General features: G+C 63.3%; 14 protein-coding genes and 1 tRNA gene. 10 read left to right on the top strand and 5 right to left on the bottom strand.

What is annotated here, in order from left to right:
* The first annotated feature begins 23 nt into the window (after positions 1 to 23).
* The 9 genes from ACFQ95_RS07670 to ACFQ95_RS07630 all read left to right on the top strand — a co-directional run bounded on the left by ACFQ95_RS07670 (position 24) and on the right by ACFQ95_RS07630 (position 10,791).
* On the top strand, positions 24 to 887 hold the full coding sequence (locus ACFQ95_RS07670; RefSeq protein WP_422830345.1) for an AAA family ATPase: 864 nt from the start codon (positions 24 to 26) through the stop codon (positions 885 to 887).
* 49 nt (positions 888 to 936) lie between these two features.
* On the top strand, positions 937 to 1,524 hold the full coding sequence (locus ACFQ95_RS07665) for a GNAT family N-acetyltransferase (protein ID WP_422830252.1): 588 nt from the start codon (positions 937 to 939) through the stop codon (positions 1,522 to 1,524).
* A gap of 18 nt (positions 1,525 to 1,542) precedes the next feature.
* Entirely contained in the window at positions 1,543 to 2,757 is a 1,215-nt protein-coding gene (locus ACFQ95_RS07660; protein WP_422830251.1) for a vWA domain-containing protein, read from the top strand.
* 68 nt (positions 2,758 to 2,825) lie between these two features.
* Entirely contained in the window at positions 2,826 to 3,350 is a 525-nt protein-coding gene (locus tag ACFQ95_RS07655) for a C40 family peptidase (protein WP_422830250.1), read from the top strand.
* Between the two features lie 76 nt (positions 3,351 to 3,426).
* On the top strand, positions 3,427 to 5,415 hold the full coding sequence (locus ACFQ95_RS07650; protein WP_422830249.1) for an autotransporter assembly complex protein TamA: 1,989 nt from the start codon (positions 3,427 to 3,429) through the stop codon (positions 5,413 to 5,415).
* Positions 5,412 to 9,251 (top strand): translocation/assembly module TamB domain-containing protein, encoded by a 3,840-nt coding sequence (locus ACFQ95_RS07645; protein ID WP_422830248.1) that lies wholly within the window; start codon positions 5,412 to 5,414, stop codon positions 9,249 to 9,251. Before ACFQ95_RS07650 ends, ACFQ95_RS07645 begins: the two co-directional genes overlap by 4 nt.
* A 41-nt stretch (positions 9,252 to 9,292) precedes the next feature.
* Positions 9,293 to 9,367: transfer RNA gene (locus ACFQ95_RS07640), tRNA-Arg, on the top strand.
* A 136-nt stretch (positions 9,368 to 9,503) separates the two neighbouring features.
* Positions 9,504 to 9,704, top strand: coding sequence for a hypothetical protein (locus ACFQ95_RS07635; RefSeq protein WP_422830247.1), 201 nt, complete (start codon positions 9,504 to 9,506; stop codon positions 9,702 to 9,704).
* 64 nt (positions 9,705 to 9,768) lie between these two features.
* A complete protein-coding gene (locus tag ACFQ95_RS07630; RefSeq protein WP_422830246.1) occupies positions 9,769 to 10,791 on the top strand; it encodes a sensor domain-containing diguanylate cyclase in 1,023 nt (340 codons plus the stop codon).
* Positions 10,792 to 10,814: 23 nt separating this feature from the next.
* On the opposite strand, the gene ACFQ95_RS07625 is transcribed toward ACFQ95_RS07630, so the two are convergent.
* A complete protein-coding gene (locus ACFQ95_RS07625; RefSeq protein WP_422830245.1) occupies positions 10,815 to 12,020 on the bottom strand; it encodes a saccharopine dehydrogenase C-terminal domain-containing protein in 1,206 nt (401 codons plus the stop codon).
* Between the two features lie 146 nt (positions 12,021 to 12,166).
* Between ACFQ95_RS07625 and ACFQ95_RS07620 the strand changes: the two genes are divergently transcribed.
* On the top strand, positions 12,167 to 12,628 hold the full coding sequence (locus ACFQ95_RS07620) for an Lrp/AsnC family transcriptional regulator (RefSeq protein WP_422830244.1): 462 nt from the start codon (positions 12,167 to 12,169) through the stop codon (positions 12,626 to 12,628).
* A 9-nt stretch (positions 12,629 to 12,637) separates the two neighbouring features.
* Here the strand turns inward: ACFQ95_RS07620 and ACFQ95_RS07615 are convergent, their stop codons facing one another.
* From ACFQ95_RS07615 to ftsA, 4 genes are all read right to left on the bottom strand, one after another.
* Complete coding sequence (locus tag ACFQ95_RS07615) at positions 12,638 to 12,814, bottom strand: hypothetical protein (RefSeq protein ID WP_422830243.1); 177 nt, start codon at positions 12,812 to 12,814, stop codon at positions 12,638 to 12,640.
* A gap of 11 nt (positions 12,815 to 12,825) precedes the next feature.
* Complete coding sequence (lpxC, locus tag ACFQ95_RS07610; RefSeq protein WP_422830242.1) at positions 12,826 to 13,749, bottom strand: UDP-3-O-acyl-N-acetylglucosamine deacetylase; 924 nt, start codon at positions 13,747 to 13,749, stop codon at positions 12,826 to 12,828.
* Positions 13,750 to 13,871: 122 nt separating this feature from the next.
* The gene (gene ftsZ, locus ACFQ95_RS07605; RefSeq protein ID WP_422830241.1) at positions 13,872 to 15,119 is read right to left on the bottom strand and encodes a cell division protein FtsZ; all 1,248 of its coding nucleotides are present in this window, start codon (positions 15,117 to 15,119) and stop codon (positions 13,872 to 13,874) included.
* 179 nt (positions 15,120 to 15,298) lie between these two features.
* Positions 15,299 to 16,528, bottom strand: coding sequence for a cell division protein FtsA (gene ftsA / locus ACFQ95_RS07600; protein WP_422830240.1), 1,230 nt, complete (start codon positions 16,526 to 16,528; stop codon positions 15,299 to 15,301).
* Between the last annotated feature and the right edge of the window lie 11 nt (positions 16,529 to 16,539).

The raw sequence follows: 16,539 nt of genomic DNA, 5'->3' as shown, positions 1-16,539 counted from the left end.
CCAACCGTCCAAACCGCTTGAATATGAAGTTCCAAGGCTCTGAAAACTACGTCGCCACCCCCGATCTGATGCTGGCGGTGAATGCCGCCTCCACTCTCAAAAGGCCGCTATTGGTCAAAGGCGAACCGGGCACCGGCAAGACCATGTTGGCCGAAGAAGTAGCCCAGACTTTGGGCCTGCCACTGTTGCAGTGGCACATCAAATCAACCACCAAAGCGCAGCAAGGGTTGTATGAATACGACGCTGTGAGCCGCCTGCGCGACAGCCAGTTGTCGACCGTGGCGGGCACGGACAGCGGCGAGCGTGTCAAAGACATCCATAACTACATCGTCAAAGGTGTGTTGTGGCAGGCCTTCACCTCTGAAACGCCGGTGGCGCTGCTGATCGACGAAATCGACAAGGCCGATATCGAGTTCCCTAACGACTTGCTGCGTGAACTCGACCGCATGGAGTTCTATTGCTACGAGACGCGCGAGCTGATCCGCGCCAAACACCGCCCGCTGGTGTTCATCACCTCGAACAACGAAAAAGAGCTGCCCGACGCCTTTCTGCGCCGCTGCTTCTTCCACTACATCAAGTTCCCCGACGCTGCGACCATGCAGCAGATCGTCGACGTGCACTTCCCCACACTGAAGAAGGAACTGCTGGCCGCGGCCATGAAGACCTTCTACGACGTGCGCAACCTGCCGGGCCTGAAGAAAAAGCCGTCGACCAGCGAGTTGCTGGACTGGCTCAAGCTGCTGGTGGCCGAAGACATCCCCGTCGAGGCGCTGCAAAGCAAGGACGACAAGGTCGCCGTGCCGCCGCTGGTGGGCGCGCTGCTGAAGAACGAACAGGATGTGACGCTGTTCGAAAAACTGGTATTCATGCAACGCAACAACCGTTAGGCACACCGCTCAACACCCCGATTAGGCAACACTGAGGAGCACCCAAGAGATGGCATTTGTAGAACCCGTCACGCTGCAGGCCGGTGATCTAGCCCTGGTCCCCCTGTCTCTGGAACACGAAGCCGGCCTGCGCGCTGCCGCCGCCGATGGCGAGCTGTGGAACATCCGTGTGACCTCGGTGCCCGAGCCGGAAAACACCCGCGCCTACATCGAGACCGCGTTGAAAACCGCCGACCGTTTTGCGTTTGCCGTCACCGAGGTCTCCACCGGCACGGTGCTGGGCTCCACCAGCTTCCACGACATCCTGCCGGCCGTGAAACGTGTGGAGATTGGCTACACCTGGTACGCCCAGCGCTGCCAGCGCACCCATGTCAACACCACCTGCAAGCTGCTGATGCTGGGGCATGCGTTTGACACACTGGGCTGCCACGTCGTGGGCTGGCGCACCGACAACTTCAACCACGCCTCGCAGCGCGCCATTGAGCGCCTGGGCGCGAAGAAAGACGGCGTGATCCGTGGCCACGCGCTGCGCCGCGACGGCAGCATACGCGACACCGTGATGTACAGCCTGCGCGCCGGCGAATGGCCTGATGTGAAGGCGCAGCTGAAAGACCTGCTCGCCAAACGACGCAGTTAGTGCGTCTGGGGAATCGCCATGCTGATCGACTTCTTCTACACCCTGCGCAGCGCCAAGCTGCCGGTGTCCGTCAAGGAATACCTGACCCTGCTCGAAGCCTTGCAGCAGGGCGTGGTGGGGCCGAACACGCCGCAAGACGTTGATAACAACACCAGCACGGGTTACCAGATCGACGACTTCTACTACCTGGCACGCACCACCCTGGTGAAGGACGAAAAACACTACGACAAGTTCGACCGCGCCTTTGCGGCCTACTTCAAGGGTGTGGAAATGCTGGCCGACTTCAGCAAAGACGTGCCGCTGGAGTGGCTGCGCAAGAACCTGGAGCTGGAGCTCAGCCCCGAAGAAAAGGCCAAGATCGAGCAAATGGGCTGGGACGAGCTGATGGAAACGCTGAAAAAGCGTTTTGAAGAACAGAGGGAGCGCCACGAAGGTGGCAGCAAGTGGATTGGCACCGGTGGCACCAGCCCGTTTGGTGCCAATGGCTTCAACCCGCGCGGCATCCGCATCGGCCAGGACAAGGGCCGCAACAAAAGCGCCGTCAAGGTGTGGGACCAGCGAGCCTACAAAGACTACGACGATACACAAGAGCTGGGCACACGCAACATCAAGGTCGCCTTGCGCCGCCTGCGCCGCTTTGCGCGCGAGGGTGCGGCCGAAGAGCTGGACCTGCCCGACACCATACGCGCCACCGCCGCCAACGCCGGCTGGCTGGACATCAAGATGGTGCCCGAGCGCCACAACAACGTGAAGGTGCTGCTGCTGATGGATGTGGGGGGCACCATGGACGACCACATTGCACGCGTCGAGGAGATGTTCTCCGCCGCCAAGGCCGAGTTCAAGCACCTGGAGTTCTACTACTTCCACAACTGCGTCTACGACTTCATGTGGAAGAACAACCGCCGCCGCTACAGCGAAAAGTTCGCCACCTGGGACATCATCCGCAAGTACAACAAGGACTACAAACTCATCTTCATAGGCGACGCCACGATGAGCCCGTATGAGATTTTGCAGCCCGGCGGCAGCGTCGAATACAACAACGAAGAAGCCGGTGCCGAGTGGCTGCAACGCCTGACCCACGCCTTCCCCAAGTTCGCCTGGATCAACCCCGAACCGCAGGGCGTATGGCAATACCGCCAAAGCATCAGCATGATCCAGCAGTTGATGAGCAACCGCATGTACCCGCTCACGCTCAAGGGACTGGAAGAGGCCATGCGCTTGTTGACAAAATAGCCACAGCTTCTCCCTGTGCAAAGCGCGGATTCAGCCGCTGAGCCGCGCCCGGGCGTTACCATCGGCCCATGCCACTGGACAGCTTTTCGCCCGCCCTGCGCAGGCTCAGCCTAGCTCTCGCCACAACAGCAGCCTTGTTGCTGGTCGGCTGTTCCACCGCACCGCCCAAATCCGCGCACACGGACTACGGCATTCCGCCCCCGCCACCCTCTGAAATTTCCGACCAGCAAGCCCAAGACGCCGCCGTCTACGCGCTCGGTCTGGTGGGCACACCCTACCGTTATGGCGGCAACACGCCCGACTCAGGTTTTGATTGCAGCGGCCTGATCGGTTTTGTCTACCGCTACACCGCCGGCCTGCAAGTGCCGCGCACGGTGCGCGCCATCAGCGGCTGGGGCGATGTGGTGGACCGCTCGCAACTGCGCACCGGCGACCTGGTGATCTTTGGCAGCAGCGGCAACGCGACACATGCGGGCATCTTTGTGGGTGAAGGGCGATTCGTGCATGCACCATCCACCGGCGGCACGGTGCGCATGGACAACATGGACGCACGTTATTGGTCACAACGCCTGATGGCCGTACGCCGCCCATGACGCGCACCATTCGCAAGAGAATGTAAGCAGCCCGGGCATGCGCGAGTTCGCCCAGCGTGCATGTCAAAATTGCAGCATGCTCCGACGCCTGCTGCTGTCACTGTCCGCGCGTTGGCGTCGCCCGCCGGCCCCCCTCTCTTCTGCCGCACCGCGCTGGGCCGGCGCCTTCTTGGCCTGCAGTCTGCTGGTGGGCTGCGCCGGTTTTCCCGGCTTTGGCGCAGGCGACAGCAAAGCCGACGCCAAAGAAACCGCCACCCGAGAGGAAGCCAAGGACAGCAAACAGGCAGAAGCCGCTTCGCCCCCGGCCTTCACCCTGGTGGTCGAAGCGCCCGACGAGATCCGCGAACTGCTGACCAAACATCTCGAACTGCAACGCTACAGCCGCCTCACCGACCTCAGCGCCTCCGAGCTGTCACGCTTGCTGGTGCTGGCAGAAGACAACGCACGCGACCTGATCGCCACCCTGGGCTACTTCTCGCCCAGCATAGACATTCAGCGCGAAGCCCCCGAAGCACTCACGGTGACCGCCTCTCCCGCCGACGGCACAGCCCACACCCCCAGCAAGGTCACGGCACCGCCAGTGGTGCGCATGAAGGTTCAAGCCGGCCCGCAAACCCATATCGGCAAGGTGGAACTGAACTTTGCCGGCGACATTGCCAGCAACCCCGCGCCGGATGTGGCCGAACAGCAGCAAAACATCCGCAGCAACTGGCGCCTGCCCGTGGGCAACGCCTTCAGCCAGGCGGACTGGAGCAGCGCCAAGACGGTTGCGCTGCGCGAACTCACCGCGCGCCGCTACCTCACCGGCAAACTTGTCAACAGCGCTGCCGATGTGGACCCCGAGGCCAGGCAAGCCAATCTGTCGGTCTCATTCGAATCGGGCCCCGAGTACCGGCTGGGCCAGATGACAGCCACCGGCTTGAGCCACTTCCCGCCCGAGATGGTGGAACGTTTCGCCCAACTGCGCCCCGGCACGGTGTACGACCGCGACGAACTCTTCAAGGCCCAGCAACGCCTCACCGATAGTGGTTACTTCGACTCGGCCTTGATGCTGGTCGATGCCGCCGGCGACCCGCAGGCGGCGCCGGTGCAAACACAGCTGCGCGAAGCCCAGTTGCAAAAGCTGGTGCTGGGTGTGGGCATCAGCACCGACAGCGGGCCACGCGCCTCGGTGGAGCACACCCACAACAAGGTGCCTTACATCGGCTGGCGCTCGGTCTCCAAGTTCACCATAGACAAACGCGACCAATACCTCGGCTCGGATGTGACCTCGCTACCCGATGAAGACTACTGGCGCTGGCTCGTGGGCGGCAAGTTGCAACGCGAGGTCGACGACCCTCTGGTCACCAGCAGTGTGCAGCTGCGTGCGGGGCGCCTGCAAAACACCGAGCGACTCGACCGCAGCCTTTATCTGCAATACGACAGGGCGCGCGTGACCGGCGGCGATGCCACCGCCAACACCGGCACCAACGACGCTTTCACGCTGTCCTGGGGCTGGACCACACGCAAGTTCGACAACGTGGTGTTCCCCACCAGCGGCTGGGGGCTGGGTGTGGAAATCGGCCCCGGCGTGACCATAGGCAGCCAGACCAAACCGTTTCTGCGCGGACTGCTGCGCACACAAGCCTTTTTTCCGCTGAGCAAGCGCGAAGGCCGCATTGCATTGCGCGCACAAGCTGGCGCGGTGTTCGCCGACCAGGATGCCCCTGTGCCCACGACCCAGATGTTCTTGACCGGCGGTGACAACACGGTGCGCGGCTATGGCTACCGCGCCATCGGTGTCACCACCTCCACCGGCATCGTCGAAGCCGGCCGCTACATGGCGGTGGGCAGCGTCGAGTGGCAGCGGCCCATCCACATCGGTGGCCGCCCCTCGGACTGGGAAAGCGCGGTCTTCATAGACAGCGGCGCCGTGGCCAACAGCTTGGGCAATCTCAGCCCGCAAACCGGCGTGGGTGTCGGTGCACGCTGGCACTCACCCATAGGCCCATTACAAATCGACCTGGCCTACGGTGTTGAGGTGAAAGACGTGCGGTTGCATTTGTCCGTGGGGTTCACATTTTGAGCAAGCGCCTGATCTACTGGCTGGGCCTGGCCCTGCTGACGCTGCTGCTCCTGCTGGGTGCGGCCGGCGCCGGGCTTTGGTGGTGGGCGGGCACGCCAAACTCACTGCCCAGCACACTCGCTTGGCTGCGCCAATGGCAACCCGAGCTGCCTTTGCAAACCGAAGGCGCAACCGGCTCACTGCGCCACGGCGGCAAGATCGACCGGCTGCAGTGGCAGCAAGACGGTCTGACGGTCGAGGCCCATGGTGTATCGCTGGCCTGGCAACCGCTGGCCCTGCTCGATCGGCAACTGCAGTTGAACCAGGTGCACGTAGACCGCCTGCGCGTCGATGACCAGCGAGCGCCCAAACCCAAGCCGGCCACACCCGAACCACCACCCGAATCCCTGCTGCTGCCGGGCAAGCTCGCAGTAGAAAAACTCAGCGTAGACCAGCTCGAATGGGCCGGCCCGCCCGCACTGGTGGCCACCGGCCTGCGCGCCAGCTACCATTTCGACGGCCAGCAACACGCGCTGCAACTCGATCAACTCGCCGTGGCCGACGGCCAATACCAGGGCCAGGCCACACTACAAGGCCGGGCGCCGATGCAGTTGGCCGCCGAGCTCAAAGCCAGCCTGGTGTCACCCGCGCTGGCACACCAACGCAGCGCACAACTCAATGCCGTTGTGAAGCTGGCCGGACCACTCGCAAAACTGGTGCTCGACGGCGAGCTGGCCGCCGCACCGGCAGCAGCGGGCGCAACACCGACCAGAGGCGAACCCAGCCCACACGCCCAGCTCCATGCCGTGCTCGAACCCTGGGCCGCACAACCTGTGCCAGAAGCCAATGCCGACTTCGCCCAGCTCGATCTGGCGATGTTCTGGCCCGAGGCGCCGCGCACCCTGCTCAACGGCAAACTACAAGCCACACCGGCGCCGGCCGCAAGCTCAGCCAGCCCCACGGACATCACGGCGGCCTGGAATTTCTCGGCCACCCTGGACAACCAGCTACCCGGCCCCTGGGACAAACAACGCCTGCCGCTGAGCACACTGCGCGCTGAGGCCGCATGGCGCGCCGGCCTGGTGCTCATCAACCGACTGAACATCACGGTGCCGGACGACAGCAACGGCAAAGGCCGCGGCGGCCAGATCCAGGCCCGGGGCCAATGGAACAGTCAGGACATCTCTGCCTGGAACCTGGGGCTGGACTTCAGCAACCTCAATCTGGCGCAGCTCCACAGCAGCATTGCCGCCGCGCGGCTGGACGGCAAGCTCACAGCCAAAAGCAGTCTGCAAGCCCAACACATGGGGGTGGACTTCAACGCCGACCTAGCGTCCGCAGGCAAAGACTCGGCGGCCGTGGCCGGCTTCACCCTGCGCCAGGCGAGTGCGCGCGGCCGCTGGGCAAACCAGACCATCACGCTGCAGCAGCTGCAAATCAACACCGCGGATGCCGAACTCAAGGCCAGCGGCGAAGGGCACATCGGCCAGCAAGCCGGGCGTGGCGAAGTCTCTTTAAAAGCCCCTGGCCTGCAGTTGCTGGGCAGTGGCGACATCAGCCCCACCAAGGGCAATGGTCAATTAAAGCTGGACCTGGCCGACGCCAACGCCGGCCTGCGCTGGCTGCAGAAGATACCCGGCATGCCCGAGGCGCTGAAGAACCTGGGCCTCGCACTCGAGGGCGGCGCACAATTGCAGGCCAGTTGGAACGGCGGCTGGCGCGACCCGGCCATAGACGCCCGGCTGCAAGTGGCCAAGCTGAATGTGCGCCAACCGAATGCGAATGCGCCCAGCGCTACCAAGCAGAACGACGCCGCGGCCGACAACATCATCCGCATCAGCGACACCGAAGCCAGCGTGCGCGGCCGGCTCAGCAGCGCCGAGTTGCAGCTCACGGCCAAGGCAGCGACCACAGCGCAACGTGTCGCGCTGCAACTGCAAGGCCAGGCAGGGCAAACCCCGGCCGGTGTGCAAGGCGTGCTGAATAGCTTCAAAGTCAGCGCAGAAGCGCCGCTGCGCGGACCTGGCGCCTGGACATTGGCAACACGCCAGGCCATCCCCCTGCAATGGGCCCACGGTGGCGCATGGCGTGTGGGCGCCGGGCAGGCCGCACTGACGCCGCCTGCACGCATTGCCGGCGGCAACACCCGCCCCGCCCTGCTGAGCTGGGATCCGGCCGAAGGCAAGCCGGGTCAATTACACAGCGTGGGCCGGCTCGAAGCCCTGCCCATGGCCTGGGTTGAAGCCATCTTAGGCAGCAGCCTCACCGAAGCCGGTTTGCACAGCGACCTGATGCTGGGCGGCGACTGGGACATCACGCTGGCCCAGCAACTGCGCGTGCGCGCCCAGGTGCAGCGCACCAGCGGCGACATCGTGCTGCTTGGCGAGGACACCAGCCCCGGCGGCGCCCACCCACAGATCCGCGCACAAATCCGTGAAGCACGCCTCACCCTCACCAGCGACGGCCCGGCCTTGCGCGCCGCCCTGCGCTGGGACACGGTCAACGCCGGCCAGGTGGACGCCACCGCCGACACAACGCTCACCCAACAGGGCGAGCAATGGAGCTGGCCCGAGCAGGCACCGGTCTCCGGACAATTCCAGGCCAAGCTGCCGCGTATTGCAGATTGGTCGGCGCTCGCGCCCCCCGGCTGGCGCATGCGTGGCAACCTCGAAGCCAATGCCACACTGTCCGGCACACGCGCTGTGCCGCAACTCCACGGCAAGCTGCTCGCGCAGAACCTGGCGCTGCGTTCGGTGGTGGATGGGGTCGAGCTGTCCGACGGCAGTCTGCAAGCAACTTTGCAGGGTGATGGCCTGAACATAGACAACTTCATTCTCAAAGGCGCGGGCGGCGGCGATGTCACCGCGCGCGGCACGGTGGGCTGGCCCGCTGGCAAACCCGCCATGGACATCCAGGCCCAGGCGCGCCAGTTGCGCGTGACCACCCGGCCGGACATGCGTATCACCGTTTCCGGCCAGCTCGGCGCCAAATTACAAGACACACAGCTGCGGCTCGACGGTGCCCTGAAGGTGGACAGTGCACGCATCACCCTGCCCGAAGAAAGTGTTCCCAAACTCGATAACGACGTGGTGGTTAGGCGCCCCGGCAACCCCGCCGCGCAGACGGCGGAGCTCGCACCCAAGGGGCGCCAGATCACCCCCGTGCTCGACATCAAACTCGACGTAGGCGAAGACTTTCACCTTCGCGGCCTGGGCCTCAACACCGAACTGCGCGGCGCGGTGCAACTCACCGGCGACGGCGTCACGCCCAAACTCACGGGTGCCATCCGCACACATCACGGCGAATACCGTGCCTACGGCCAATGGCTGGACATAGACACCGGGGTGATCCGCTTCACCGGCCCCTACGACAACCCCGCGCTGGACATTCTGGCGTTGCGCCCGAATCTCACCATCAAGGTCGGGGTGCAGATCAGCGGCACCGCTTTGGCACCCAACATCCGAATCTATTCGTCGCCTGCCTTGTCCGACACCGAGGCCCTGGCCTGGTTGCTGCTGGGTCGCTCGGCCGCCGCCGGTGGCGCTGAGGCGGCCATGCTGCAGCAGGCCGCCCTGGCCGTGGTCGGCGGTAAACAAACCGACGGAGGTTTTGCCGGCCGACTGGGACTGGACGAGTTCTCCGTGGGCAGCACCACCAACGCAGAAGGCACCAAGTCCGGCGCCGTCACGCTGGGCAAGCGTTTTTCGCGCAACTTCTACATCTCTTATGAAGCCAGCCTGGCCGGCGCCATGGGCACCTTGTATGTGTTCTACGACCTGTCGCAACGCTTCACGCTGCGCGGCCAAAGCGGAACCAACAACGCGGTCGATCTGATCTTCACGCTGCGCTACGACTAGGGACAGCAAAGCACCCAGCAGAGCCCCTACAATCGCCGCTCCTCCTCGTAGTTCAATGGATAGAACGGATGCCTCCTAAGCGTCAGATACAGGTTCGATTCCTGTCGAGGGGACCAACTACACCCATGGCAGCAACTGTAGGCCTTCGCCTACCGTCACTTGGGAGTAGGCTGGCATACCCGCCCAGGGGCATCACCTATCGTCACAGCCATGCCGCAAAACATGCGCAAACTGACGACAGAGGAGCCCGCCATGCCAGAAAGAACTTTTCAGACCCGCCGCCACACACATCACCGCGCCCATACGGAACCGCGTGACGCCCAGCACGCCACACCCACGCAGCACATCGCCGTGCGCCCAATGGCCGGCTGGCGCAACGCCAGCGGCAAGGCCCCCGACAGCTTGTTGCCAGGTGTGGGCCCGGATTACAGCAACGGCGACCGTCGCCACTAGATCTTGCTGAAAACCCGAGCGGCAACAGACTTCAAGCAAGCTCGCGGGCGCGCAATAATGCGCCATGGATCCATTACTTGACCATCTATCCGTCACCGTCACGTCGGCCAAGACACTTGAGGACTTGACCCGGCCGCTGCTGGAAATGCTGCAGTCGGTCACGGGACTGGAGTCCACCTACCTGACCACGATAGATCTCCAGCAAAGCGTTCAGCAAATTCTCTATGCGCGCAACGTCAGCCAGATGCAGATTCCCGAGGGGCTGTCCGTGCCCTGGGAAGACACACTCTGCAAACGCGCCCTGGATTCAAACCAGCCGTTCGCCAATGACGTGGATGTGCGCTGGGGCGATTCCGAGGCCGCACGTGCACTGCACATCCAGACCTATTTGAGTACGCCCGTACACCTGGCCGACGGTGCGCTTTATGGCACCTTGTGCGCCGCCAGTTCCGACCGGCATGAGTTGTCGCCGCAGGCACAACACATACTCTCGCTATTTGCCACCTTGATTGCCCAGCAGGTGGAGCGGGAACAATTGCTGCAAAAGCTGCTCCAGGCGAATGCGCGTCTGACGGCCTACGCCACAACCGACCCGTTGACCCAGCTCGCCAACCGGCGGGCCTTGCAGCAGGAGCTGACCCGTCTGCTGGCGCAGGGCAAACGGCGCGGCATCTCGGTGCTGGTGGCGTTTGTCGATCTGGATGGGTTCAAGACCATCAACGACACCCATGGTCACGACATAGGCGATCTGTTTCTCATCGCGCTGGCCGACCGCTTGCGTGCCGTGCTGCGCGTCGATGATCTGGCGGCTCGACTGGGTGGCGACGAATTTGTCGTCGTGGGACTGGGACCGGAACAACCAGGCCCGCAGCCGGCAGCCGAGCAGGCGTTTCAGAAGCGTGTGTTCCAAGCGACCGTGGGTGAATACAGCCTGGGCCGCCTGCAACTGCATTACCAAGGTGCGAGTGTGGGTGTGTGGGCCGTCGCCCCCGGCACCCAGGATGCGGCGCAGGCGCTCAAAGCCGCCGATGCCGCGATGTACCAGATCAAGCAGGCGCGCAAGGCCGACAAACAGCTGGCGCGTTAAAACACAGGCGTCGCCGCAACCCATCACCTCAAGACGGCGGCTGTGTTTTGAAGATCGCCCACTTGTGCCTGCGTTAGCCCCTTAGCTGGCGCGTCAATCCCGGGGTAAAGCGCATCCAGCGCGCTTTCGCCCGCCATCGTCCGGCCAAAGCGATTCGCCAAAAAGTCGCCCAAGCCGATTTGTTCCTGGCCAATAAAACCGGCCTGCGGCAATTGGCCCTGGGCCACCAGGTCAAGGGCGACACACATGCCAGCGGCAGTCGTGCGCTGGATGGCACTGAGTCTTTGCCCCTCTACCATATCCCCGAGCACACGCACCGCATACGACTCCTGCAGCCAGCGGCCCTCACGCCGGCCGGTGGCCGTGGCAAATACCAACACCACATCCTGGTCGGTGCCGGGCAGAGCGCCTTCCAGAATGTCTTTGAGCAGGCCACGTTTTTCGGCCAAGCGAAGGTCCTGCAGCAACAGCTTCATCACCGCGTGGTGGCCGGGATAACGGATCGACTTGTAGTCCACATGGCGAGCACGGCCTTGCAGCGTGTGGGTCAGCGTGCCCAGACCGCCCGAGGTGTTGAAGGCTTCGTAGGCCATGCCGTCGATGGCGAAGGTCTCCAGCCCCTCCAACGCAGGCACTTGTTGTGGCACGCCGTCCACCAAGGCCTCGCAGGGGTTGCAGTATTCGTTGATCAGGCCCTCGGTGCTCCAGGTGAGGTTGTAGCCCAGGCGGTTGCTGGGGTAACGCGGCAAGGCACCGACGCGCAGGCGCAAGCTGTCGACGCTGTCAAAACGCTTTGCCAGGTCGTGGCCCAGCACACCGATAAAGCCCGGCGCCAGGCCACACTGCGGCATCAACACACTGTGGGCATCGACCGCCAGCGCCTGAATCGCCTGGGTACTGCGCACGTCTTCGGTCAGGTCGAAATAGTGCACACCTGCGGCGACACACATTTGCGCCACGCTCACGGCCTTGTGGAATGGCAGCGCATTCAGCACGGCGTACTGGTGTGCGATGGCAACATGGGTGTCGGCGGCGCCCTGGATCAGGCAGACCTCGAACCCCAGCTCGTGCAGCACTTGCAGGCGCTGCGGGTCATGGTCGGCGACCCGCACGCTGTAGCCACCGGCACGGCGCAGCATCAACGCCAAGGCAAAACCGATATGGCCCGCGCCTAGGATGGTGATGGGGCGGGCAGCAACGTTCAGGTTTGGGTTGGGATTGGTGGTCATGGCGGGCTCCAGCGAATGGGTAAATCGGTAAGCCATCGTAGGAAAAATTTCTGTCAATTTGTAGCAACTAGACCGTCAAAAAGTTGTCAATAAATCGCCAAAACGGCGAAACTAACACTCGAACTAACCAACGATGCGAGCCCGCCATGTCTACAACACTTGACGACACCGACCGCCGCCTGCTCAGCCTGCTGCAAGCCAACGCACGTGAACCCACCGCCACACTCGCGCGCAAGCTGCATCTGGCGCGCACCACCGTAGTGGCGCGTTTGGCACGGCTGGAGCGTGAAGGCGTGGTGGCGGGTTATGGCTTGCGCTTGGGCACGCGGCTCGAGGGGGCTGCGGTGCGTGCCTATTGCGGGCTCAGCATCCAGCCCAAAACCACGGCGGCGGTATTACGCGCACTGCAGCAAATGCCCGAGGTGGAAGAGGCTTCAGCCGTGAGCGGGCCGTTTGATTACCTGGTGTTTTTGCGCTGCGAAACGCATGAGCAATTGGATGGCCTGCTCGACCGCATAGGCTTGATCGACGGGGTGAACCACACCCAAACCTCCATCGTGCTCAGCCGCAAGATTGACCGTCGCGGCGCGGTGGCGCCAGCGGTTTGAATCGCCGTGTCAGGCGACGCGTTCGAGAATCAGCACGATGAAGAAACCGGCCGCGGCCAGCAGTGTCCACTTCAGCGTAATCCAGCCTAAGCGTTTGTAGCGCTCCTGCCCGGTGCCAGCGTAGAACGCAAAACACACGGCCGCGCCCAGCAGGCACAGCATGATCAACCAGCGGAACAGCAGCATGCTGTAAGCGCTTACCAGGCGCGCGCCAACTGGGCAAAGCCCTTGGGCGCCTGGCGTTCGTCGTCAAAGGTGACGATCTCGTACGCCTCGGGGTGTGCCAGCAGCTCGCGCAGCAGCAGGTTGTTCAACGCATGGCCCGAGCGGAAGGCGCTGTAGGCCGCGAGCAGCGGCTTGCCAATCAGGTACAGATCGCCAATCGCGTCGAGTATCTTGTGTTTGACGAACTCGTCGTCGTAACGCAGGCCGTCGGAATTGAGAACCTTGTAGTCGTCCATCACGATGGCGTTGTCCAGCCCGCCGCCCAGTGCCAGGCCGTTGGCGCGCAGCATTTCCACATCCTTGGTGAAGCCGAAGGTGCGTGCCCGCGCAATGTCGCGCGAGTAAGAGTTTTCGCCCATGTCGAACTCGACGCGCTGGCCCGTGGAATCGACCGCCGGGTGCGAAAAGTCGATCTCGAAGCTGAGCTTGTAGCCGTGGTAGGGGTCTAGCCGCGCCCATTTGAGGTTGGCGCCCTCGCCTTCGCGCACTTCCACCGGCTGGGTCACGCGGATGAAGCGGCGCGGCGCGCGTTGTAATTCAATGCCCGCGTTGGACAGCAAAAACACAAACGACGAAGCCGAGCCATCCAGGATCGGCACTTCTTCGGCGTTGATGTCTATGTACAGGTTGTCTATGCCCAGGCCCGCGCAGGCCGACATCAAATGCTCCACCGTGTGCACCTTGGCGTTGCCGGTGGCAATGGTCGAGGCCATGCGGGTGTCGCTCACCGCCATGGCTGAAATCGGAATGTCCACCGGCTCGGGCAGGTCGACGCGGCGGAAGACGATGCCGGTGTCGGGTGCGGCCGGGCGCAACGTCAACTCGACCCGTTGGCCACTGTGCATGCCGACGCCGATGGCGCTGGTCAAAGACTTGAGAGTACGTTGCTGGAGCATGCTGCGATTTTAAATGCGGACCAATCACATCCATACGACAAGGTCATGAAAAAAGCCTACCACCACCATAGGCAGAGCCAGGCAGCGGTAGGCTTTAGGGGCTTTTAACCCTTGCTCAGGCCTTAGTCGGCTTGCTTGCGCAGGAAGGCCGGGATTTCGTAGTCGTCCATGCCGCCAGACGACAAGGCATCGACACGTGCGCTGGCTTGTGTGCGGTTAGGCGTACGCCACACCGCTGGGCCACGCAGCGACTCATAGTCGGGCTGCGAGCCACCCACGCCACCGGCACCACCCATGGCGCCCAGGCCGCCGGTAGCACCCATGCCGCCACCTTGTGGCAACTGGAAGCCCACGTTGTCGGTACCCGTGCGTTGCACCACTTGCAGCGGAGGCGCATTGCGGCGCGCACCTTGGCGGCTCAGGCCCGTGGCGACCACGGTCACGCGGATCTGGTCGCCCAGGTTGTCGTCGTAGGCCGTGCCGTAGATCACGTGTGCATCTGGCGAAGCGTAGGCACGGATGGTGTTCATGGCCAGGCGCGACTCGCTCAACTTCAGCGAACCCTTGGCGGCCGAGATCAACACCAGCACCCCCTTGGCGCCAGACAGATCGATGCCTTCCAGCAGCGGGCAGGCCACGGCCTGTTCGGCGGCGATACGTGCGCGATCTGGACCGTCGGCGACCGCCGTGCCCATCATCGCCTTGCCGGGCTCGCCCATCACCGTGCGCACGTCTTCAAAGTCGACGTTCACGTGACCCGGCACGTTGATGATTTCGGCAATGCCGCCGACAGCGTTCTTCAGCACGTCGTTGGCGTGTGCAAAGGCTTCGTCCTGTGTGACGTCGTCGCCCAGCACTTCGAGCAGCTTTTCGTTCAGCACCACGATCAGCGAGTCGACGTTGGCTTCCAGCTCGGTCAGGCCGTTGTCGGCATTCACCATGCGCTTGGGGCCTTCGAACTCGAACGGCTTGGTGATCACGCCCACGGTCAGTATGCCCATCTCCTTGGCCACGCGGGCAATCACCGGCGCAGCGCCCGTGCCCGTGCCGCCGCCCATGCCAGCGGTGATGAACAACATGTGTGCGCCGGTGATGGCGGCACGGATGTCGTCCACGGCCAGCTCGGCCGCTTCACGGCCTTTTTCGGGCTTGCTGCCAGCGCCCAGGCCACTTTGGCCCAATTGAATGGTCTTGTGCGCGACGCTGCGGCCCAGGGCCTGGGCATCGGTGTTGGCGCTGATGAATTCAACCCCTTGGACGGAGCAGCCAATCATGTGCTCGACCGCGTTGCCGCCACCGCCGCCCACGCCGATCACCTTGATCTGTGTACCCAGGTTGAACTCTTCGACTTCAATCATTTCAATAGGCATTTTTCTTCTCCTAGATTTTCAGAATTTTCGCAGTTGCTTGCATGTGATGTTGTTCTTTTATCGGCCCCTACCAGGCTCACACGGCTCGCGCCATGGCGGATAAGAGCTTCGCCATCGTCTGGACGGCGGGCCCTGCGGGCTACCCCGCGCATACCAGTGGGTTAAACACACAGCATGCATCAGAAGTTCCCGATAAACCAGTCTTTGACACGGCCCACCGCCGTTTTCATGGAACCATTTTTCTGCGCCACCTTGAAACCACGCAGACGGGCAATACGCGCCTCCTCCAGCAGACCCATGACGGTGGCAGCACGTGGCTGGCCCACCATGTCGGACAGGGCACCGGAATACTTGGGCAGGCCACGGCGCACCGGCTTCAAGAAGATGTCTTCGCCCAGCTCCACCATGCCCGGCATCACCGCGCTGCCACCGGTGAGCACGATGCCCGAGGACAACACTTCCTCGTAGCCCGACTCGCGGATCACCTGGTGCACCAGCGAATAAATCTCTTCGACCCGTGGTTCGATCACACCGGCCAAGGCTTGTCGGCTCAACATGCGCGGGCCACGGTCGCCCAGGCCGGGCACTTCCACCTGCGCGTCCGGATCAGCCAGCAGTTGCTTGGCGCAGCCGTTCTCCACCTTGATGTCTTCGGCATCTTTGGTCGGAGTCCTTAGCGCCATCGCGATGTCGCTGGTGATCAAATCGCCGGCAATCGGGATCACCGCCGTGTGGCGTATGGCGCCATTGGTGAACACCGCCACATCGGTGGTGCCCGCGCCAATGTCCACCAGGGCCACACCCAGCTCGCGTTCGTCGGCCGTCAAGACCGAGAGGCTGGAGGCCAGCGGGTTCAGCATCAGCTGGTCCACGTCCAGACCGCAGCGGCGCACACACTTGATGATGTTTTCCGCAGCACTTTGCGCGCCGGTGACGATGTGCACCTTGGCTTCCAGGCGTATGCCGCTCATGCCTATCGGCTCTTTCACGTCCTGACCGTCGATCACAAACTCCTGCGGCTCGACCAGCAGCAGGCGCTGGTCGGTGGAGATGTTGATGGCCTTGGCGGTTTCGACCACACGCGCCACGTCGGCGGCGGTGACCTCGCGGTCTTTCACCGCCACCATGCCGCTGGAATTGATGCCGCGCACATGACTGCCGGTGATGCCGGTGTAGACATGCGAGATCTTGCAGTCGGCCATCAGCTCGGCCTCTTTGAGCGCCAGCTGGATGCTCTGTACCGTGGCGTCGATGTTGACCACCACGCCACGCTTGAGCCCGTTGCTGGGGGCCACGCCAAAGCCGGCCAGCTTGAGCTCGCCACCCGACATGACCTCGGCCACCACCACCATGACTTTAGCGGTGCCGATGTCGAGGCCGACCACCAGATCTTTGTACTCTTTTGCCATACAGCCTTCCT

This window comes from Variovorax sp. HJSM1_2, assembly GCF_049316285.1.
In the GTDB taxonomy this organism is placed as follows: Bacteria; Pseudomonadota; Gammaproteobacteria; order Burkholderiales; family Burkholderiaceae_C; genus Rhodoferax_B.
This window is presented reverse-complemented; position numbering and strand designations above follow the sequence as displayed.

What these genes read in the sequence shown, in the direction of transcription:
- lpxC (WP_422830242.1), bottom strand. Translation starts at nt 13,749, where the DNA reads ATGCTCCAGCAACGTACTCTCAAGTCTTTGACCAGCGCCATCGGCGTC.
- ACFQ95_RS07630 (WP_422830246.1), top strand. Translation starts at nt 9,769, where the DNA reads ATGGATCCATTACTTGACCATCTATCCGTCACCGTCACGTCGGCCAAG.
- ACFQ95_RS07655 (WP_422830250.1), top strand. Translation starts at nt 2,826, where the DNA reads ATGCCACTGGACAGCTTTTCGCCCGCCCTGCGCAGGCTCAGCCTAGCT.
- ACFQ95_RS07665 (WP_422830252.1), top strand. Translation starts at nt 937, where the DNA reads ATGGCATTTGTAGAACCCGTCACGCTGCAGGCCGGTGATCTAGCCCTG.
- ACFQ95_RS07625 (WP_422830245.1), bottom strand. Translation starts at nt 12,020, where the DNA reads ATGACCACCAATCCCAACCCAAACCTGAACGTTGCTGCCCGCCCCATC.
- ACFQ95_RS07635 (WP_422830247.1), top strand. Translation starts at nt 9,504, where the DNA reads ATGCCAGAAAGAACTTTTCAGACCCGCCGCCACACACATCACCGCGCC.
- ftsZ (WP_422830241.1), bottom strand. Translation starts at nt 15,119, where the DNA reads ATGCCTATTGAAATGATTGAAGTCGAAGAGTTCAACCTGGGTACACAG.
- ACFQ95_RS07670 (WP_422830345.1), top strand. Translation starts at nt 24, where the DNA reads ATGAAGTTCCAAGGCTCTGAAAACTACGTCGCCACCCCCGATCTGATG.
- ACFQ95_RS07620 (WP_422830244.1), top strand. Translation starts at nt 12,167, where the DNA reads ATGTCTACAACACTTGACGACACCGACCGCCGCCTGCTCAGCCTGCTG.
- ACFQ95_RS07615 (WP_422830243.1), bottom strand. Translation starts at nt 12,814, where the DNA reads ATGCTGCTGTTCCGCTGGTTGATCATGCTGTGCCTGCTGGGCGCGGCC.
- ACFQ95_RS07660 (WP_422830251.1), top strand. Translation starts at nt 1,543, where the DNA reads ATGCTGATCGACTTCTTCTACACCCTGCGCAGCGCCAAGCTGCCGGTG.
- ftsA (WP_422830240.1), bottom strand. Translation starts at nt 16,528, where the DNA reads ATGGCAAAAGAGTACAAAGATCTGGTGGTCGGCCTCGACATCGGCACC.
- ACFQ95_RS07650 (WP_422830249.1), top strand. Translation starts at nt 3,427, where the DNA reads ATGCTCCGACGCCTGCTGCTGTCACTGTCCGCGCGTTGGCGTCGCCCG.